The 17,866-nt window shown below is 70.9% G+C and carries 12 protein-coding genes; 3 read left to right on the top strand and 9 right to left on the bottom strand.

All coding sequences use genetic code 11. From position 1 onward, the window contains the following. Positions 1-359 precede the first annotated feature (359 nt). Positions 360-1,952, top strand: a complete 1,593-nt coding sequence (locus BLU09_RS19195; RefSeq protein WP_090491001.1) for a methyl-accepting chemotaxis protein — start codon at positions 360-362, stop codon at positions 1,950-1,952. A gap of 61 nt (positions 1,953-2,013) precedes the next feature. Here BLU09_RS19195 and BLU09_RS19190 read toward each other — a convergent pair whose 3' ends face one another. Together BLU09_RS19190 and BLU09_RS39425 are read right to left on the bottom strand one after the other, a co-directional pair. Continuing rightward, a complete protein-coding gene (locus tag BLU09_RS19190; protein WP_090491000.1) occupies positions 2,014-3,669 on the bottom strand; it encodes a formate--tetrahydrofolate ligase in 1,656 nt (551 codons plus the stop codon). Positions 3,670-3,910: 241 nt separating this feature from the next. Then, on the bottom strand, positions 3,911-4,345 hold the full coding sequence (locus tag BLU09_RS39425) for a hypothetical protein (RefSeq protein ID WP_244171848.1): 435 nt from the start codon (positions 4,343-4,345) through the stop codon (positions 3,911-3,913). 153 nt (positions 4,346-4,498) lie between these two features. Here BLU09_RS39425 and BLU09_RS19185 point away from each other — a divergent pair, with 153 nt between their 5' ends. Continuing rightward, positions 4,499-6,043: a sensor histidine kinase gene (locus BLU09_RS19185; protein WP_244171847.1), complete on the top strand. Its 1,545-nt coding sequence runs from the start codon at positions 4,499-4,501 to the stop codon at positions 6,041-6,043. A gap of 7 nt (positions 6,044-6,050) precedes the next feature. On the opposite strand, the gene BLU09_RS19180 is transcribed toward BLU09_RS19185, so the two are convergent. The 7 genes from BLU09_RS19180 to BLU09_RS19150 form a co-directional block, all read right to left on the bottom strand. Next, positions 6,051-6,929 (bottom strand): sulfite exporter TauE/SafE family protein, encoded by an 879-nt coding sequence (locus BLU09_RS19180; protein ID WP_244171903.1) that lies wholly within the window; start codon positions 6,927-6,929, stop codon positions 6,051-6,053. Beyond that, a complete protein-coding gene (locus BLU09_RS19175; protein WP_090490998.1) occupies positions 6,929-7,540 on the bottom strand; it encodes a rhodanese-like domain-containing protein in 612 nt (203 codons plus the stop codon). The genes BLU09_RS19180 and BLU09_RS19175 overlap by 1 nt, the downstream gene beginning before the upstream one ends. Positions 7,541-7,557: 17 nt before the next feature. Continuing rightward, positions 7,558-8,262 carry an MBL fold metallo-hydrolase gene (locus tag BLU09_RS19170; RefSeq protein ID WP_090490997.1) on the bottom strand — a complete coding sequence of 235 codons (705 nt, stop codon included), beginning with the start codon at positions 8,260-8,262 and terminating at the stop codon, positions 7,558-7,560. Between the two features lie 231 nt (positions 8,263-8,493). Further along, the gene (locus BLU09_RS19165; protein WP_090490996.1) at positions 8,494-9,780 is read right to left on the bottom strand and encodes a sigma-54 interaction domain-containing protein; all 1,287 of its coding nucleotides are present in this window, start codon (positions 9,778-9,780) and stop codon (positions 8,494-8,496) included. A 29-nt stretch (positions 9,781-9,809) separates the two neighbouring features. Then, on the bottom strand, positions 9,810-11,081 hold the full coding sequence (locus BLU09_RS19160; protein WP_143043149.1) for an NAD(P)/FAD-dependent oxidoreductase: 1,272 nt from the start codon (positions 11,079-11,081) through the stop codon (positions 9,810-9,812). 151 nt (positions 11,082-11,232) lie between these two features. Further along, on the bottom strand, positions 11,233-13,935 hold the full coding sequence (locus tag BLU09_RS19155) for a DUF748 domain-containing protein (protein ID WP_090490994.1): 2,703 nt from the start codon (positions 13,933-13,935) through the stop codon (positions 11,233-11,235). A gap of 372 nt (positions 13,936-14,307) precedes the next feature. Beyond that, positions 14,308-15,822, bottom strand: a complete 1,515-nt coding sequence (locus tag BLU09_RS19150) for an ELWxxDGT repeat protein (RefSeq protein WP_244171846.1) — start codon at positions 15,820-15,822, stop codon at positions 14,308-14,310. 344 nt (positions 15,823-16,166) lie between these two features. On the opposite strand from BLU09_RS19150, the gene BLU09_RS19145 reads away from it, so the two are divergent. After that, positions 16,167-17,861 (top strand): DUF885 domain-containing protein, encoded by a 1,695-nt coding sequence (locus BLU09_RS19145; protein ID WP_244171845.1) that lies wholly within the window; start codon positions 16,167-16,169, stop codon positions 17,859-17,861. Positions 17,862-17,866 lie beyond the last annotated feature (5 nt).

Genomic DNA, 17,866 nt, shown 5'->3' with positions numbered 1-17,866 from the left:
GAAGCGACGGCTTGCCCTCCACCCGGAGCGCGCGCTGAAACCGGGCGATGGGTTGGAACGATCTCCCGCAGGTGGGGTCGGGTCCTACCCGTCTTTCACGGCGCTCCGCGTCCGTCTGAATGACACGGGTGGTGAGAGTTACCAGCCCGCAGACAGTTGGCTATCCTACGACGCGCGGCGTGAGCACCGGCCGCGCGGGTTTGTGGCTCCCACGGGAGTTCACGGAAGGATGGCGACATGTGCTGGCGCAGCGGGCCCTGGAAAACGGGGTGGCTCTTCCACAGCCGGATTCTGGCCGCGGCGCGCGGCGGGGAGTCGCGGGCGTTGAAGGGTGCTCACGGTAGCGGGGAGGCCAGCGGGTGCGTCTGAAGCTCAAGCAGAAGATGATGTTGTTGCCGGCCGTTGTCGCGGTGTTCCTGGTGGCCATCCTGGTGGCGTTCATCGCCCTGGGCGCGCGCTCCGGTGGCGTGTACGCGCGCATCAGCAGCTCGCAGGTTCCCACCATCGAGCTGAACCGTGAGGTGATGCACCGCTTCCCGGGCCTGCACCGCAACGTGCTGGCGGCGGTGGCGGCGAAGGCGGGAGGGTTGGAGTCGCTGAGCGCGGAGGTGGACGACCTCCAGTCGAAGCTCGACCTGACGAGGGCCGTACCGGGCGCGAACCTCCAGCGGGTGGATGAACTCAAGTCGTCCCTGGCCACGTACTGGAGGAACTCCAGGGCGGCGGTGACGTTCGCGGTGGAGGGGGACGCGCAGGCGGCGTCCGCGCTCGCGAGGGTGGAGTCCCTGGCCGCGGGGCTGTCCCATGAGCTGGAGAGGGCCGTGGAAGCGGATGGCCAGGCCATTGCGACCTCCTACGCGGAGGTGGCCGGGCTGCACCGCGCCACCACCTGGACGGTGTGCGTGCTGGTGCTGTTGTGCATCGCGCTGACGGTGGGGCTGGCCTACTGGCTGCACCGCGAGGTGACGCTGCCGCTGGCGAAGCTGACCCACGTGGCCACGCGCATCGCGGAGAAGGGCGACCTGACGCAGGCCATCGACGTGAGCGCCCACGACGAGGTGGGCGAGCTGGCGCGCGGCTTCCAGGTCATGGTGACCCGGCTGCGCAACGTGCCCACCACCATCCAGACGGTGGTGACGGACCTGACGACCGCGGCGAAGACGCTGACGCAGGCCAGCCAGGAGCAGGTGAACTTCCTCACCAACCAGTCCCGCAGCCTCACCGAGGCGAGCACCACCATCGCCGAAATCGCGCAGACGTCCAGCATGGCCTCCAGCCGCGCGGAGATGGTGCTCCGCGTGGCGGGACAGGCGGACGCCTTCAGCGCGTCCGGTCAGGAGTCCATCGAGAAGAGCGCCGAGGGCCTCCAGCAGATTCGCCAGCGCGTGGGCGCGCTGGTGGGCAGCATCGGGCACCTGAGCGACCAGGCCGTGCACGCCGGTGAAATCATCGGCAGCGTGAAGGACCTGGCGGACCAGTCCAACGTGCTCGCGCTCAACGCGGCCATCGAAGCGGCGCGCGCCGGGGAGCAGGGCCGGGGCTTCGCGGTGGTGGCGCGGGAGATGCGCTCGCTCAGCGGCCAGTCGCTGCAGAGCACCCAGCGCATCGGCAAGATTCTGCTCGAAATCAACCAGGCCATCCGCCAGACGGTGGGCATCGCCGAGGGCGACAGCGAGAAGATGGAGGAGGGCATCGAGCAGGTGCTCGCCTCGGCCAACACGCTGAAGGAAATCACCACCGTGGTGCAGGAGAGCAGTCAGGCCGCGCGCCAGATTGTGGCCTCCGTCACCCAACAGAACGCGGGCATCGCGCAGATGACCGAGGTGATGACCACGCTGTCCTCCATGATGGCGGACGTGGTGACGGCCACGATGACGGCCGAACAGGCGGTGGCGCAAATCAACGCGTCGCTGGGACAGCTCCAGGAGCTGTCCACCGGCTTCCGCGTCTGACGCCGCCTCGGGGCCGCGCGGGTGCCACCGTCCTGGGTGGCACCCCGGCTTGGGGCTCGGCTCACTCCCCCTGCATCAGCCCGGTGACGCGCCCGTCGTCGTGGACGGTGACGCGGCGGGCGGCGGGCTCGCGTGGCAGGCCGGGCATGGTGAGGATTTCTCCCGTGAGTGCCACCATGAAGCCCGCGCCCGCGGACAGCCGCACCTCGCGCACGGTGAGCGTGAAGCCGCGCGGCCGTCCCAGCTTCGTGGGGTCATCCGACAGCGATAGGTGCGTCTTCGCCATGCACACCGGCAGCCCGGCGCCGCCCAGCTCGCGCACGGCGTCCAGGTCCTTCTTCGCGCTCGCGGTGAAGGCCACGTCGTCCGCGCCGTAGACGGTGCGGGCGATGGCGGCCACCTTCTCCTCGGGCGACTGCGCCACGTCGTAGAGGAAGCGCGGCTGGGGCGGCGCGGCGTCCGTGCCGTCCAGCATCTCCAGCACGCAGTCGGCCAGCTCCAGCGAGCCGTCACCCCCCCGCGAGAAGCCGTCACACACGGCCGTCTCCACGCCACGGGCCTTGCCGAAGGCGCGCAGCTCTTCCAGCTCGGACTCGGTGTCCTGCGGGAAGCGGTTGACGCACAGCACGGCCGGCAGGCCGAAGGCGGCCACCGACTCCAGGTGCTTCTCCAGGTGCGCGAAGCCGCGAACCAGGGCTTCGCGGTCTGGCTCGGCCACGCGCGCGGGGGCGGCGCCCCCGTGGTGCTTCAGCGCGCGCAGCGTCACCACCAGCACCACGCCCCGGGGCCACAGCCCGCTGCCGCGGCACTTGATGTCCAGGAACTTCTCCGCGCCCAGGTCGAAGCCGAAGCCCGCCTCCGTGATGACTTCATCCGCGTAGGCCAGCCCCATGCGCGTGCCCATCACGGAGCTGCACCCGTGCGCGATGTTGGCGAAGGGGCCCGCGTGCACCAGCGCGGGGCCGCCCTCGCGCGTCTGGGCGAGGTTGGGCATCAGCGCGTCCTTGAGCAGCGCCACCATGGACGCCGCCGCGTCCACGTCCCGCGCGCGCACCGGCTGGCCGTCCCGGGTGTGGCCGATGATGACGCGTCCCAGCCGCGCCTCCAGGTCCTTCAGGCCCTCCGCGAGCGCGAGGATGGCCATGACCTCGCTGGCGGCGGTGATGTCGAAGTGGTCCTCGCGTGGCACGCCCTGCGCCTTGCCGCCCAGACCGACGATGACGTTGCGCAGGAAGCGGTCATTCATGTCCAGCGCGCGCCGCCAGCGCACGCGCGTGGCATCCAGGGCCACCGGTTGGCCGTAGAAGACGGCGTTGTCCACCAGCGCGGACAGCAGGTTGTTGGCGCTGGTGATGGCGTGCAGGTCACCGGTGAAGTGCAGGTTGATGTCGGCCGCGGGCTCCAGGCTGGCCTGCCCGCCGCCGGTGCCGCCGCCCTTCACGCCGAAGACAGGGCCCAGTGACGGCTCGCGCAGGGCCGCCACCGCGCGGCGCCCCCGCTTGCGCAAGCCCATGGCCAGCGCCACGGACATGGTGGTCTTGCCTTCGCCCGGTGGCGTGGGGTTGATGGCGGACACGAGCACCAGGCGTCCCTGCCGGCCGCCCCGCTTGCCGAGCGCGTCCAGCGACACCTTGGCGCGGTGGGTTCCCCACGGCAGCACGTCTTCGGGAGACAGGCCCAGCTCGGCGCCTACGTCGGTCATGGCTCTCAGCGTCATGCGGGGAATCTCCGTGCGGAACTGGCAGCGGTCAACGGCGGAGACGCGTGCCTGCTACAATTCAGGGCCGTGAAGCCTCTCGCACGTGTGTCTGGATTCCTGCGGGTCTGCATGAGCGGCGTCAGCCCCGTGCTGGCGGCGGACCCGCGCGACATCGAGACGCGGTCCGATGTGTCTGTCGGAATGGATGTCGGGCCCGCTGGTCGCAGGTCCCATCACCGAGGACTGCTCCTAGCGCGCGTCAGTCCAGGCGGAAGCCTTCGGGGGCGCGCGGGTCCTTCCTGTCATACATGTTGAGGTACAGCATCACCGGCTCCTCCAGCCCGTCGTAGGTGACGACGTACACGTCGAGCATGCCGCTGCCGAACGGCGAGCCCTTCGACTCGAAGGCGCAGCAGCTCCCGTGCCGCTCGTAGCGGACCTTCTGCCCCTGCGGTCCCCGCAGGTGCTGGAGGTATTCGTGTTCGCCGTCGACACCTCCACCCACGTGGATGGGGTCGTTCTTGCTGTAGCCATAGCCGGAGGGCGCGCTGGGCGCGCTGGGCGCGCTGGGCGTGGCCTCGGGGGCCGCCGCTTCCGTCGCGGGCTCGTCCGTTCGGGTGGCGCCAGCGGTGGAGGCACAGCCCGTGGCCAGCATGGGCACCAGGAACAGCATCGCGAGGCGGGAGGTCGTCATGTGGCGGAAGCCTACCGCTTTCGCACGGCAAGCGGCCTGGGAGTCGGAGCCCCTTCGGCGGTGGCGGCCGAGCAGGGGGACCCCTTTCATGCCCTTGGCGGGCGCCGCATCTTTCCGCCGGAAATGTCCCGCCAACGAGGCCGAGGAGCGCCCATGTCGAAGGCCCACATCCATGAGGAAGGACGGAGCGGATGGGGCGCGCCGGGGCCTGCCGAGGCTCGTCACCCGAGCGGGTCCGACTTCGCTCCAGCGCTGCTGAGATTGGGGCAGGCGCTCCAGGCGGCGCTCATCGTCGACGCGCACGGACGGGTGGTCTGGATGGACGATGCGCTGACACACGCCACCGGACCGCAGGGTGAGCCCTTTCAAGCGCGTCCCATGGCCGCGGTGCTCGCTCGGCTGCCCTGGCTCGCGCAGGCGATGCGGCCCGCGCTCCAGGGCAAGGCCGGTGTTCACGAGGAGCCGGGCCTGAAGGCCTTCGTCCTGCCCGTGTTCGATGAGCAGGGGACATTGTTGGGGGCCTGCGCGCGCCTCCAGCTCCCTGAGTCCTCGATGGGGCAGGTCGCCGAAGGCGGTGTGACGCGGCACGCGCCGGAGAGCCTGGCGCACATGAACTCGGTGCTGCGCGCCACGTTCGACTCGATTGCGGAAGGCGTCATCGTGGTGGACCTGAACAAGCGCGTCACGGCCTTCAACAAGCGCTTCCTCGACATCTGGGGGCTGACCGAGGAGATGATGGTGGACCGCGACGCGGAGCGGGTGCTGGTGCGCGCGGCGGGCGGCGTGAAACATCCGGAGTCGTTCACCTCGCGAATCCGGGAGCGCTTCGAGCCGTCCGAAGAGGTGGACGTAGAGACGGTGGAGTTGCTGGACGGGCGCATCCTGGAGCGCAAGTCGCTGCCGCAGCGGATGGGGGGCGCCATCATCGGCCGCGTGTGGAGCTACCGCGAGGTGACGGCGGAGCGGCAGGCCGAGGCCGAGCGCGAGCGGCTGCTGCGCGAAGCCCAGGAGGCCATCCGCGTGCGGGACGACTTCCTGTCCATCGCCGCGCACGAGCTGAAGACGCCGCTCACGCCGCTGAAGCTGCACCTCCAGATGCTGCGGCAACACGGCGCCGAGGGGGACGGAGCCTCCGCCCGGCACGTGGACAAGTCGTTGATGCAGGTGAGCCGCCTGACGGGATTGGTGAATGACCTGCTGGACACCTCGCGCATCCAGGAAGGGCGGCTGACGCTGAAGCATGGGCCCGTCGTGTTGCAGGAGCTGGCCCATGACGTCGTCTCCGAGATGCGCCTGTCCAGCGCGCATCACCGGGTCGAGTACGAAGCGCCGGAGGCACCCCTGGTCGTCCTGGGCGATGCGGACCGGCTCGCGCAGGTCCTGGTCAACCTGATGGAGAACGCCTTCAAGTACAGCCCCAGTGGGGGAACGGTTCGCGTCCGGGTGGCTCGGGAGGACCGCCACGCCCATGTCTCCGTCCAGGACGAAGGCATGGGCATTCCGCGGGACCAGCAGGCGCACCTCTTCGAGCGCTTCTTCCGCGCTCGCAACGCCCCCATCTCCGGCTTTGGTGGGCTGGGCCTGGGGCTCTACATCTGCGGGGACATCGTCGAGCGGCATGGCGGCCGTCTGTGGGTGGAGAGCGTGCTGGGCCACGGCTCCACCTTCCGCTTCACCGTGCCGCTGGCGTCCACGTGACGGTGCCTCACCGGGGCAGGGCCTGCGCGGCCTGACGCTGGCGGGCCACGCGCAGGCGCCACACCGTCACGGGAATGCCCACGGCAAGAGGCGCCACGCTCCAGAGCCACAGCCGCTCCGTCCATACGCGCTCACGCAGGGGCGCGGGAGCCTGGGCGCTCAGGAGGAAGGCGGCGGTGGTCAGCACGAACACGGCGAAGCCCTTGCGCAGCAACGCGGGGGACACGCGCCCCGCGAGCCTTCCGCCCACGAAGCTGCCCGTCATCGCGGCCAGGAGGACTTCGCCGGTGAGCACCCAGGGCAGGTCCAGGTGGCCCAGGTGGCCCACCAGGCCGGCGGCGCACTGGAGCGCGATGACCACCAGGGACGTGGCGGTGGCGACGGGCATGGGCAGCCCCGCCAGTGACAGCGCGGGCACGATGAGGAAGCCGCCCCCGGCACCCACCAGTCCCGACAACGCGCCCACCGCGATGCCCTGTGCGAGCACGCGGGGAGCGGGGAGCGGGGAGCCGCTGGTGGCGGCGGGCCCGGCTTCCCGGCGGCGGAGCATGGCCACGGCGGCGGCCACCATGACGCCCGCGAACAGGAGCAGCAGCGTGTCGGGCGCGAGGTGGGGATTGAGCCGGCCACCGAGGAAGGCCCCGCCCATGCCTCCTGCGCCGAACACGAGCGCGGTGCGCCAGCGGACGCGGCCCGCGCGCGCGTGGAGGAAGGCGCCACTGGCGCTGGTGACGCCCACCACCACCAGGGACATGGCGATGGCCGTCCGAGGCTCGACGTCGAGCACGTAGATGAGCAGCGGCACGATGAGGATGGAGCCGCCACCTCCGAGCAGGCCCAGCAGGATGCCCACGAGCGCCGAGCCCGCGATGCCCGCGTACAGCATCACCGCTCGCCTTCCGCGCGCGCGACGGCGAGCAGGTCCCGGCATGTGCGCAGCAGGTGCTCGAAGGCGGCGGTGTCCCGGACATCCGTCGGCCGCGCGGCCTGGAGCGCGTCGAGCACGGCGGTGAGCGCTTCCCGAGACGGGGACGTCAGGGGGGGCACGGTGGGCCCTTCATGGGGCGGAGGTGTCAGGGCGCGGTGGAGGCCGTCGAGCAGTCCGTCGCGGACGGTGCTCAAGGTGGGCAGCGCGTGGGGGACGGGGCGCACCACGGGCAGCCGCGCGGTGTTCCACGCGAGCATCCCGCCTCGCAGGTTCATCACTCGAGTGAAGCCCAGGGTGACCAGGCCCGTGGCCGCCCTCGCCGAGCGTGCCCCGGAGCGGCAGAGCAGCACCACGTCCGTGTCACGCGGCCAGGCGTCGACGACGTCCGGCACCGTGGCCAGGGGGGCGTGCCGGATGCCCGCGACGTGGCCCAGGATACCGTCGAGCTCGGCGGCCTCACGCACGTCGACCAGCGTGAGCTCGGAGGGCAGGCACGCCGCGAGCTGCCCCACGTCCACGTCGCGGTAGCCCGCGGGGTGGGGCGTGGCGTTGTCGAAGAGAGGATGCATGAGGGCTCCGCGTGGCTTCAGGCCTGGAGGGAAGGTGTGGGCGGCGTGTGTCCGCAGGCCCGGTTGGCGGGGACGGCCACATCCAGCTTCCGGGGTGGCGGGAGCTGGAGCGCGTTCATCAAGACGATGAAGTCCGCGCGCGTGCGTCCGGCGAGCCGGGGGTTGTGCTGCTTCTCCTCGCCCACCGTGGACATGGCGTGCCCGGCGTAATCGTGGCCGGGGTAGACCGCCGTGTCGTCGGGCAGGGTGAAGAGGACGCGGGTGATGGCGTCGTAGAGCTGGCCCGGGTCGCCGTTCTGGAAGTCCGTCCTTCCGGTGCCTCGGATGAGCAGCGCGTCTCCGGTGAAGAGGCGGCGCTCACAGAGGAAGCTCAGGCTGTCGTCGGTGTGTCCGGGCGTCTCGAGGACGCGGACTTCGAGGCCGCCCACGCGCACGATGTCTCCATGGTTCACCGTCCGGTCCACGCAGGGCGCGCCGCGGCTGGAGGCCACCACGGTGGCGCCTGTCCGCTCGCGGAGCACGCCCGCGCCGGTGACGTGGTCGGCGTGGACGTGCGTCTCCAGCACCACGGACAATGTGAGGCCCAGCTCCCGGAGGAGCTTCAGGTCGCGCTCGGCCTGTTCCAGCACCGGGTCGATGAGCGCGGCGGCGCCCGTGGCCTCGTCGGCCAGGAGGTACGTATACGTCGAGGTGTCCGCGTCGAAGAGCTGGCGGAAGAGCATCGTTCGCCTCCGTCGGAGTGGGGGTGCGAGGCCGTCATTGCCAGTGATGTGCCAACAGGCGTGGTGATGGAGGTGGCGGGGCTCGGGTCGAGGGGGCACGGGGTGCCGGCACCGCGGAAACGGGCCCTGCGGGCAAGGCGGCGTCCTCTCGTGAAACGCACCTGAAACAGGCGTGAAACGTCGTTTGAGGGCCATGCTCGTGGTGTTTCGTGGCCGACGCCCGCCCGTCGCTCAGCGCTCCGCCGTCACACCCAGGTCGCGCAGGCGCCGCCACAGCGTCACGCGGCTGACGCCGAGCAGGCGCGCGGCCTCGGAGCGGTTGCCGCCCGCCTGGGCGAGCGCGGCGCGGATCCGCTCCGGCTCCAGCGAGGCATCCGGAGGCGGCTGCGTCCCGGGAGCAGCCTGCCGCGGCTCGGAGAACTCCGGTGGCAGGTCCGCCTCACGGACCACCGGGCCTTCGCCGATGACATAGGCGTACTCCATCACGTTGCGCAGCTCACGCACGTTGCCGGGCCAGGGGTGCTCCTCCAGCAAGCGGCGGGCACCAGGCGAGAAGCGCTCCACGCGGCGGGCGCCTCGCTGGTGCAGCTCCTCCAGGAACCGCAGGGCCAGCGGGAGGATGTCGCCTCGCCGCTCCCGCAGCGTGGGCAGGAAGAGCGGCACCACGCGCAGGCGGTACATCAAGTCCGCGCGGAAGCGCCCCGCCTCCACTTCGCGCCGCAGCGGCCGGTGCGTGGCGGCGATGATGCGCACGTCCACGGGCACGGGCTGGCGGCCTCCCACGGGGATGACGGTGCGCGTCTCCAGCACGCGCAGCATCTTCGCCTGGAGGTCCAGGGGCATCTCCGCCACCTCGTCCAGGAACAGCGAGCCCTTGTCCGCGAGCCGGAAATGTCCTGGGCTGTCGCGCACCGCGCCCGTGAAGGCGCCGCGCACATGGCCGAACAGCTCGCTCTCCAGCAGGTTGGGCGGCAGCGCCGCGCAGTTGATGGCGCGAAACGGCCCGCGCGCCCGTGCCGACAGCGCATGCAGCGCGTGAGCGATGTGCTCCTTGCCGGTGCCCGACTCCCCGCGAACGAGCACGCTGGACTCGGTGCGGGCCACCTTCTCGACGATGCGGAAGACGCGCCGCAGCTCGGGCGCCTGGGTCCACAGGCCGTGGAACACCTCCGCGCGACCGTTCGTCTCTTCCACCGCGCCAGGCGAGACGAGCAAGGCCCACCCGGATGCCCGAGGCCCTCGCGCCAGGGGGACGGCGCGCACCCGCACGGACTTCGAGCGCCCACCCACGCGCAGGCGGACGGAGGCCTCACGCCCGTTCTTCAAGACGGCGTCCAGCGGCTCCGTGCCATCCGCGCGCTCCAGGACCTGCGCCAGCGGCGTTCCTGCGCGCAGCGTGCCGCCCAGCAGGGCTTCGAGCGCGGGCGTGAGCGCGGTCACCTTCCGCGCGTCGTCCACGAGCAGCACGGGGCCCGCGAGGGCATCCAGGGCGGGGAGCGCGAGGTGGGAGGTGGGCATCGTCGGTGCATAGCCCGGCTCCCGCCGTCTTATGCAAGGCCCCGCATCATGAATGCCCAGTAGAGGCGTGGCAGGCCGTACTTCTTCATCAGCCACATGTCGCGCCGCTCCTGCAGGGTGTCGATGAAGGGGATGGTGGGCGCGGGCTTGCCGTCGTAGTCGAACTCGGCGAGCAGCAGGCGCCCGTAGCCCGTGGTGAGGGGGCAGGACGCGTAGCCGTCATACCGCGCGGGCAGGGGCCGGTCCTTCATGCAGGCCAGGAGGTTCTCCACCAGCACCGGCGCCTGCTTGCGGATGGCGGCGCCCGTTCGGCTGGTGGGCAGGTCCGACGCATCGCCGAGCGCGAAGACGTTCGGATGGTCCGGGTGCTGGAGCGTGTACTTGTCCGCCTTCACCCAGCCGGCATTCGGACCCTCCCGCCAGGACAGCGGGCTGCGCTTGATGAAGTCCGGCGCGCTCTGCGGCGGGGTGACGTGCAGCATGTCGTAGGCCAGGGTGAGGCGCTCCGTCTGCCCGTCGCGCGTGGCCTGGAAGGTGGCCTCGCGCCGCTCGCCGTCCACGGCGATGAGGTCGTGCTGGAAGCGGGGCGTGATGCCGTAGCGGTGCACCACGCCCTCCAGCACGGAGGCGAAGGGCTTCACGCCGAAGATGGTCTTGGCGCCGGAGCCGAAGACGACGCTGGTGCGCTCCATCACGCCGGTGCGGCGGAAGTGGTCCGCGGCCAGGTACATGATTTTCTGCGGGGCCCCGGCGCACTTCACGGGGGTGGAGGGCTGGGTGAAGAGCGCGGTGCCGCCCTGGAAGTTCTGGAGCAGGCGCCACGTCTTGGGCGCGAGCTGGACGTCGTAGTTGCTGCTGACGTGCGGCGTCTTCAGCGCTTCGCGCAGGCCCGCGACCTTGTCCCAGTCGAGCTGGATGCCAGGGGCGACGACGAGGAAGTCGTAGCCCAGGCGGAGGCCCCCGCGGGTGAGGACCTCCCTCGCCTCCGGGTCTATCTCCGTGGCGGCGTCGCGCACCCACTTCACGCCGTGCGGGATGAGGCGGGACTCGTTGCGCACGGTGTCCTCGATGCGCGCCTCCCCGGCGCCCACCAGCGTCCACAGGGGTTGGTAGTAGTGGTGCTGGGAGGGCTCGAGGACGGCGACGCCCTTCTGCCCGGCGCGCGCCAGCCGGGCGGCCACCGTGATTCCGGCGGTGCCACCTCCGATGATGAGCACGCGATGGTGTTCGCGTACCGGCACCACCACGGGGCTGGACGGCGTCACCGAATCCCCGCGGCCAAAGTCCTCGCTCGTCTGCATGTCGCGCGCTCCCTTGTGACGCGTGAAACGGGCAGGAAGCCCTAGCAGGGCGCATGCCACACTCGTCCCCGAGGGCAGGCCCCGGGTGACGAGGTGAACACGTTGTTTCCCGACTGTTTCAGCGTGTTTCAGGGAGCGCGGGCCGCGGGCCCTACTTCCCGAAGAGGCCGCGCAGGCGCTTCTTCGCTTCGTCCTCGGCGCGCTTCTTGGCCTCGGCCTCCAGGCGCGCCTTCTCCTCGGCGGCCTTGGCCTCCAGCTCCTTGCGCCTGGCCTCGGCTTCGGCGCGAAGCTTGTCCTCGCCGCCTTCGATGATGCCCTGGACCTGCTGGCCGCGCTCGCCGCCAATCAGGTTGCCCGCCAGCGACGAGGCCGCCAGCTTCGCGATTTGCGTCACCGCCGGCTTCACGTCCAGGCTGGTGACCTCCGGCTTCCACGCGGGGCCCGTCAGCTTCAGGCCCACGGGGATGGCGGCCGGCGGCGTCACCTTGCCCAGCGTCAGCGTCTTCACCGTGGAGGGGGTCAGCGCCACGGAGCCCGTCAGGTCCAGCGAGCCATCCAGCCGGATGCCGCCGTCGAAGCTCAGCTCCGCCTCCGGCCGCGCCCACGTCAGCGGCTTGGAGAGCTGGGCCACGCCGTCCTTGATTTGAACGCTGAAGGGCAGGTCACCGCCCAGCTTCGTCACCTGCTCGTTCTTCAGGCCCTTGGCCGCGATGGGCAGCGCCTTGGCGAGCGGCTCGGACACCGCGGCCACCAGGTCCTTGCCCAGCAGCTCGCCATCCAGCAGGTCGCCGTTGATGCCGCCGAGCAGCGTCTGCTTGAGCTGCTCGGGCGTGTAGCCCACGCCCTTCACGTCCACGTTGCCGTTGAACTTGCCCGTCACGGCCTTCTGCGGCGTGAATTGCGTCAGCGCCTGCTCCACCGCGACGCCCTCCACCTTCACCTTCGCCTCGAAGGGGCGCTGCTCCGGCAGCGGGCCCAGGCGCATGGTGGTGCCGTCCGCGACGATGCGTCCGCCGTAGACGCCCGTGGAGAACTTCTCCACCGTGATGAGGTCGTCGGTCATCTTCACCACGCCCGTCACCTGGGTCATGTTCATCTCCATGTAGCGCAGCGTGCCCACCGCGAAGCGGATGTCGCCCCGGTAGCCGCTGAAGCGCGTCGGGTCATCGGATGGCGGCTCCTCCGGCGGCGGACCGCCGCGCGCCTGGACTTCCTCCTCGCTCATCATCAGCGCGTCCGCGTCCAGCTTCTGGCTCTTGAGGTCCGCGGAGAACGTCGTCGTCTGCTTCTTCCCTGTACCCGCGAGCGCGAAGGCCGCGCTGCCCGTCATCGTGTCCTCGAGCACGTTCGCGGTGAGCTTGGGGATGTCCACCTTCATGCCGGAGCCCTGGCCGGGCGCGTAGGTGCCCGCGGCGCTCAGGTCCATCCGCTGTCCCGGGGCCTTGTCCACCAGCAGGCCGGGCCGCAGGTCGATGCCGCCCAGGTCCGCCTTCGCGTCGAAGCGCAGGGCGCCGCCCGTGGCCGCCGCGCCGGAGACCCGCGCGGAGAGCTTCATCGCGCCGCCCGCGTCCTTGGTGAGCTGGGCCGGCACGCGCAGCCGCACGGGCGTCAGGTCCACGTTGACGTCGATGGCCTGGGCGTCCTGCGTGCCGCTGCCGCGCACGTCCAGGCCGATGGGACCGGCAATCATCCCGTTGAGCTGCTTGCGCAGCGGCGGGTAGTAGTCGGCGAGCGCGGCCGGGTCCAGGTTGCGGCCCGTCAGCTCGAAGCCCTCCACCGCGGGCTTGTCGGTCAGCAGGCCCTTCACGCTGCCCTTGCCGGTGAGGCTTGCGGGGCCCAGGTCCACCTTCAGCTTGTTGAGCGCCAGGTCACCCGTGGTGATGTCGCCCGCGACGTCGGTGTCCATGACGACGTCCAGCGCCTTGCCGCCCTCGGAGCCGGTGAAGCTCAGGCCCAGGGCCTTGATGATGCCCACCAGCTTCGTGGGGCCCTGGCCGCCGGGAACGGCGCTGCCCAGGTCCGCCTGCCAGTCCGCGTCCAGCGTGCCCGCCCGCAGGCCGATGTCCGGCGGCAGGAAGGGGCCCAGCGGGGCGAGGTCGATTTTCTGCGCCTTCAGCGTCACGCGCTCGGGCGTGGGGACCAGCGTGGCCGGCAGCGGCGCGGCGTGGAGGGACACCTGGAGGTTCTGGGTGTCCGCGAGCACGGCGGCGGCCAGGTTCACCACCAGCGGCTTGCCCACGCGGAGGTCCTTCACCTCGATGTCCAGGTCCTTCACGCCCAGCTCGCGGGCCTGTGCTCCGGCGCCGCGGTCCACGAAGCGGATGGCGCCGTCGGTGAGGGCCGCGCGCTCCACGTGGACGCCGGAGAGGTCCATGGGCTGGGACTCTTCAGCGGGGGCTTCCTCTTCCTTGGGCTGCTGTTCTTCCAGCCGCTGGAGCAGACGCTGCACGTTGGTGGTGCCGTCGGCGAAGCGGACCAGGTTGACGGTGAGGCCGGAGACCTCGGCGTTCTTCACCTGGATGTCCTTGCCGCTGGAGGACAGGAGCGGGCCCGCGGCGACGCGGACGTCAATCAGGGCCAGTTGGGCCAGCGGCAGGTCTTCCCCTTCGGCGGGGCCGACGGTGACGTTCTCCACCTGGGCGCCGATGGTGGGGAAGAGCTTGGTGGAGATGTCCCCGATTTCGATGGGACGTCCCAGGAGCTGGGAATAGGTGGCCGCCTGGTCGCGGGCCGTCTTCAGCAGGATGGCGTCCAGTCGCCAGAGCGCCACGGCCACGATGATGACGAGGAGCGCGAAGACTCCTCCAAGGACATAGGGCCAACGGCGCTTCTTCTTCACCACGGTGTCGGACATCGCTTGAAACCTCCTCCAGCGAGCGGGCCGCAGGCGCCGGCCTGTGCGGTACCCGACGGGCAGGCAGACGCTTAGCCCAGCCCCGGCTCGTCCGCACGCGTCAGACGCGCCAGCCCGCACCGGGACAGCAGCATGACAGTTCTGCCCAAGACGACGCTGGAGGCGGGGAGAAATGCACGGAGGCGTACAATTCGAAGGACGGACGGCCGCTCTGGGAGCACGAAAAAAGGGGACACCAGCCGGCTCCTGGTGCCCCCTGCCACTCGACAGTTCTCCGATGTGGGCACCCGGCGCCGGGAAGGGAAGGGGGCCAACGCCGTCCCGGTTGGCCCCTGGGGCCGGCTGTGCCGAGGGCGGGCAGGCGCCTACCGCTCAGAGCCCGCCGTTGCCGCTCATGTCACACATGCCCGCGGGCCGGATGCGCAGCGCGCGGAGCTCGCGGCCGTAGTCGGCGTTGTCGCTGGCGACGAAGTAGAGGTCCCACCCCGAGCGCACGAAGTTGTTCGGGTCCGAGTGCATGGCCCCCGGCGCGATGCCCTGCACCTCGAACACCCCCGGCTCGCGGGTGTCGCTCACCCACGCCTCCCGGCCTCCGGCCTCCGTGTGGGCGCTGAAGAAGAGGTACTCCTCCACGGCCGTCAGCTCCGCGGGCTCCGAGCCCGGCGCGCCCACGGCGATGTCGGCGTGCAGCTGCGTCCCCGCGCTCGTCCCGTCGCTGCTCCACAGCTCGCGGCCGTGCACCCCGTCATCCGCGACGAAGAAGAGCCGGTCCTTCACCACCGTGAGGCTCGTCGGCTGCGACGGCACCGGGCCCGGGTAGATGTCCTTCACCCGTGTCGTGCCGGACGTGGTGCCGTCGCTGCGCCACAGCTCGAAGTCCGCCCCCCCGGCTCCCGTCGCCGCGCTCAGGAAGAGCTTGTTCTTGTAGGCGACCAACCCCAGGGGGGCGCCGATGAACGTGTACACGTAGCGCGCCCAGCTCGACGTGCCGTTGGTGACGTAGAGCCGCGTCTGCGGCGCATCGAAGTTCCAGGTGAAGAACAGCTTGTCCCCCACCGGCGTCAGGTCGCCCAGCATGTTCTCCTCCGTCCCGTCCACCAGCCGCACGAAGCTGGCGCCATCGGTCCGGTACAGCTGCACCCGGCTCGACTGGCGGTCGGTCGGTGAGAAGATGCTCACCTTGACGTAGAGGGCGTTCGACCCCGCCACCAGCTCGAAGTGGCTGGAGACCAGGTCTCCCTCCGTGCTGAAGTCGCGCAAGAGGAAGGTTCCCTCCTCCGTGCCATCGCTGCGCCACAGCTCGCGGCCATGCACGCCATCGTTCGCCGTGAAGTACAGCACGCCGTCGTAGAAGGTCAGGTGCTCCGGGTCCGAGCCCAGCCCACCCGGCGAGATGTCCTTCACCAGCTCCGTGCCCGCGGTGGAGCCATCCGTCTTCCAGAGTTCGCGGCCATGCACTCCATCACTCGCCGCGAAGTACGTCGTCGTCCCGCCCTGGAGGAAGGGGCCCGCGTCCGAGCCCGAGCCTCCGGAGTGCACGTCCCGGAGCGGATGCGTCCCCGAAGCCACGCCCGAGCTCATCCAGGGCTCCCGGCCCCCCACGCCATCCGTGGCGGAGAAGAGGAGGACCTCGTTGCCGTGGGTGAGGTCCCGCGGATGGGAGTGTCCCGCGCCCGGGATGATGTCCCGCACGAGCCGGGCCGTCGTGTCGCACAGGTCCCAGCCGGAAGCCGCACCCAGGCGCGCGGTGTCTTCACGGCTGGCGGCGGCTTCCACCTCCCCGTGCTCCTGGCGAGCCGGGTAGGGTGCTTCGACGCCGCATCCGAGGGTGGCGATGCCTGAAACGGCGGACAACAGCAAAGGAAGGCTCTGTGCGCGAAGACGCATACTCACTCCTTGTTGCGGTGGCTGGCTGCGGTGGGGTGCCGCGGTCGCGCAATCTGGCTGGGATGTGACGAAACCCAAGCCGTCCGCGAGTCGGTCCAGGGCTGTCATTGCGTGACAGTCGCCCTCCGAGGGCGCCTCGGCGTACGAGACCGGGGACCTTCAGCCGACAACCCGGGCGAGAGCTGTTCGACGAAGAAGCATCCAGAGCGCGCTTCCCGCTTTCCGAACCGCCGTCCCATTACGAGACTCGACGCGCCATGCGCATTCGCTCCGCATTCGTCCTGTTGGCCTGTGTCTCCGCTTGCGCTTCGCGTTCGGGGGCCGGGCCGGAGTCTTCCTCGGCCATGCCCACCGCTTCCGTCTCCGCCGCGGATGCCGACTATGTCGTCCTCGCGCGCGAGTACCTGGATTGGTATGCGGCGGCGCATCCCACCCGGGCCACGCGGCTCGGCTATCACATGCATGACGCCCACCTGCCGGACGTCTCTTCGGGCGCGCTGAAGCGCAAGGCGGAGGCGCTGCGCGGCTGGTTGACGCGCCTGGAGCAGGTGGTGGCGCGCGGTGGCCTGTCGGGAGACGCGGCCGTGGACGTGCGCGTGCTGGAGAACGCGATGCGCGCCGACCTGCTGGAGCTGGAGGAGGTGCGCCCCTGGGAGCGCGACCCGGGCTTCTACGTGGGCATCATCTCCAGCGGGTTGGACGGCCTGTCGTCACGCGAGTTCGCCCCCGTGGCCGAGCGCATGCGCGCCATGCGCTCCCGGATGGCGCGCATCCCTGGCGTGCTCGACGCGGCGCAGTTCAACCTGAGCGGCGTGCCGAAGCTGTGGGCGGAGTACGCGCTGCGCGACGCGCGCGGCACCGTGGCGTACCTGCGCACGGACCTGCCCCGGGCCCTGACGGCGCAGGGGTATGCCCAGGTGCCGCTGAGCGAGCGCGCCGCCTTCTCCGCCGCGCGTGAGGAGGCCGCGCGGCAGATGGAGGCCTTCGCGGTGTGGCTGGAGCGCGAGCTGCTGCCCCAGGCGGACGGCGACTTCCGCCTGGGGCGCGAGCGCTTCGAGAAGAAGCTGGCGCTGGAGGAGCACGTCACGCTGGACGCGGACGCGCTGCGCGACATCAACGAGCGCGCCATCCGCGACTACAAGGCCTGGGTGGCGCGCGAGGCCGCCCGGTTGGACGCCACCAAGACGCCCGAGCAGGTGATGGCGGAGCTGGTGAAGGACCACCCGAAGGCGGAGGAGCTGGTGGCCTCGGCGCGGGCGCAGCTGGTGGAGCTGCAGCGCTTCGTGCGCGAGCGGAACATCCTCACGCTGCCGTCGGACCGGCTGCCCGTGGTGCGGGAGACGCCGCCCTACGCGCGGCTGGGCTTCGCGTCCATGGACACCCCCGGCCCCTTCGAGACGAAGGCCACCGAGGCCTTCTACAACATCACCAACGTGGAGCCCGGCTGGACGCCCGAGCAGAAGGCCCAGCACCTGACGTACTTCAACCGCGCGGGCCTGCTGGGCATCACCGTCCATGAGGCCATGCCCGGCCACTTCGTGCAGCTGCTCTACGGCGCGCGGATTCCCACGGACGTGCGCAAGGTCTTCACCCCCGCGTCACTGGTGGAGGGCTGGGCGCACTACTCCGAGCAGATGATGGTGGATGAAGGCCTGGGCAATGGTGACCCGGTCGTGCGGCTGGGGCAGCTCCGCCGCGCGCTCCAGCGGCACGCGCGCTGGTACGCGGCGCTGGCGCTACACGTGTACGGAGAGCCCGTGGAGGCGGTGGCGAAGCGGTACGCGGAGATTGCGTACTTCGAGCCCTTCCCCGCCCTGCGCGAGGTGGAGCGCGGCACGCTCGACCCCACGTACCTGTATTACGCCGTGGGGCGCATGCAGATCTTCAAGCTGCGCGACGACTACCGCCGCCACCTGGAGTCGCGCGGGAAGACGCTGGTGCTGAAGGACTTTCACGACCGGCTCCTCCAGCTCGGGCTGCCGGTGTCGCTCGCGCGGGAGGTGTTCCTGCCGGGCGACACGGCGCCGTCGCTGGAGTGAGCCGC

This window comes from Myxococcus virescens, from assembly GCF_900101905.1.
Taxonomy (GTDB): domain Bacteria; phylum Myxococcota; class Myxococcia; order Myxococcales; family Myxococcaceae; genus Myxococcus; species Myxococcus virescens.
Note: the sequence above shows the minus strand (reverse complement) of the source record. Positions and strands in the feature narration are given on the sequence as shown.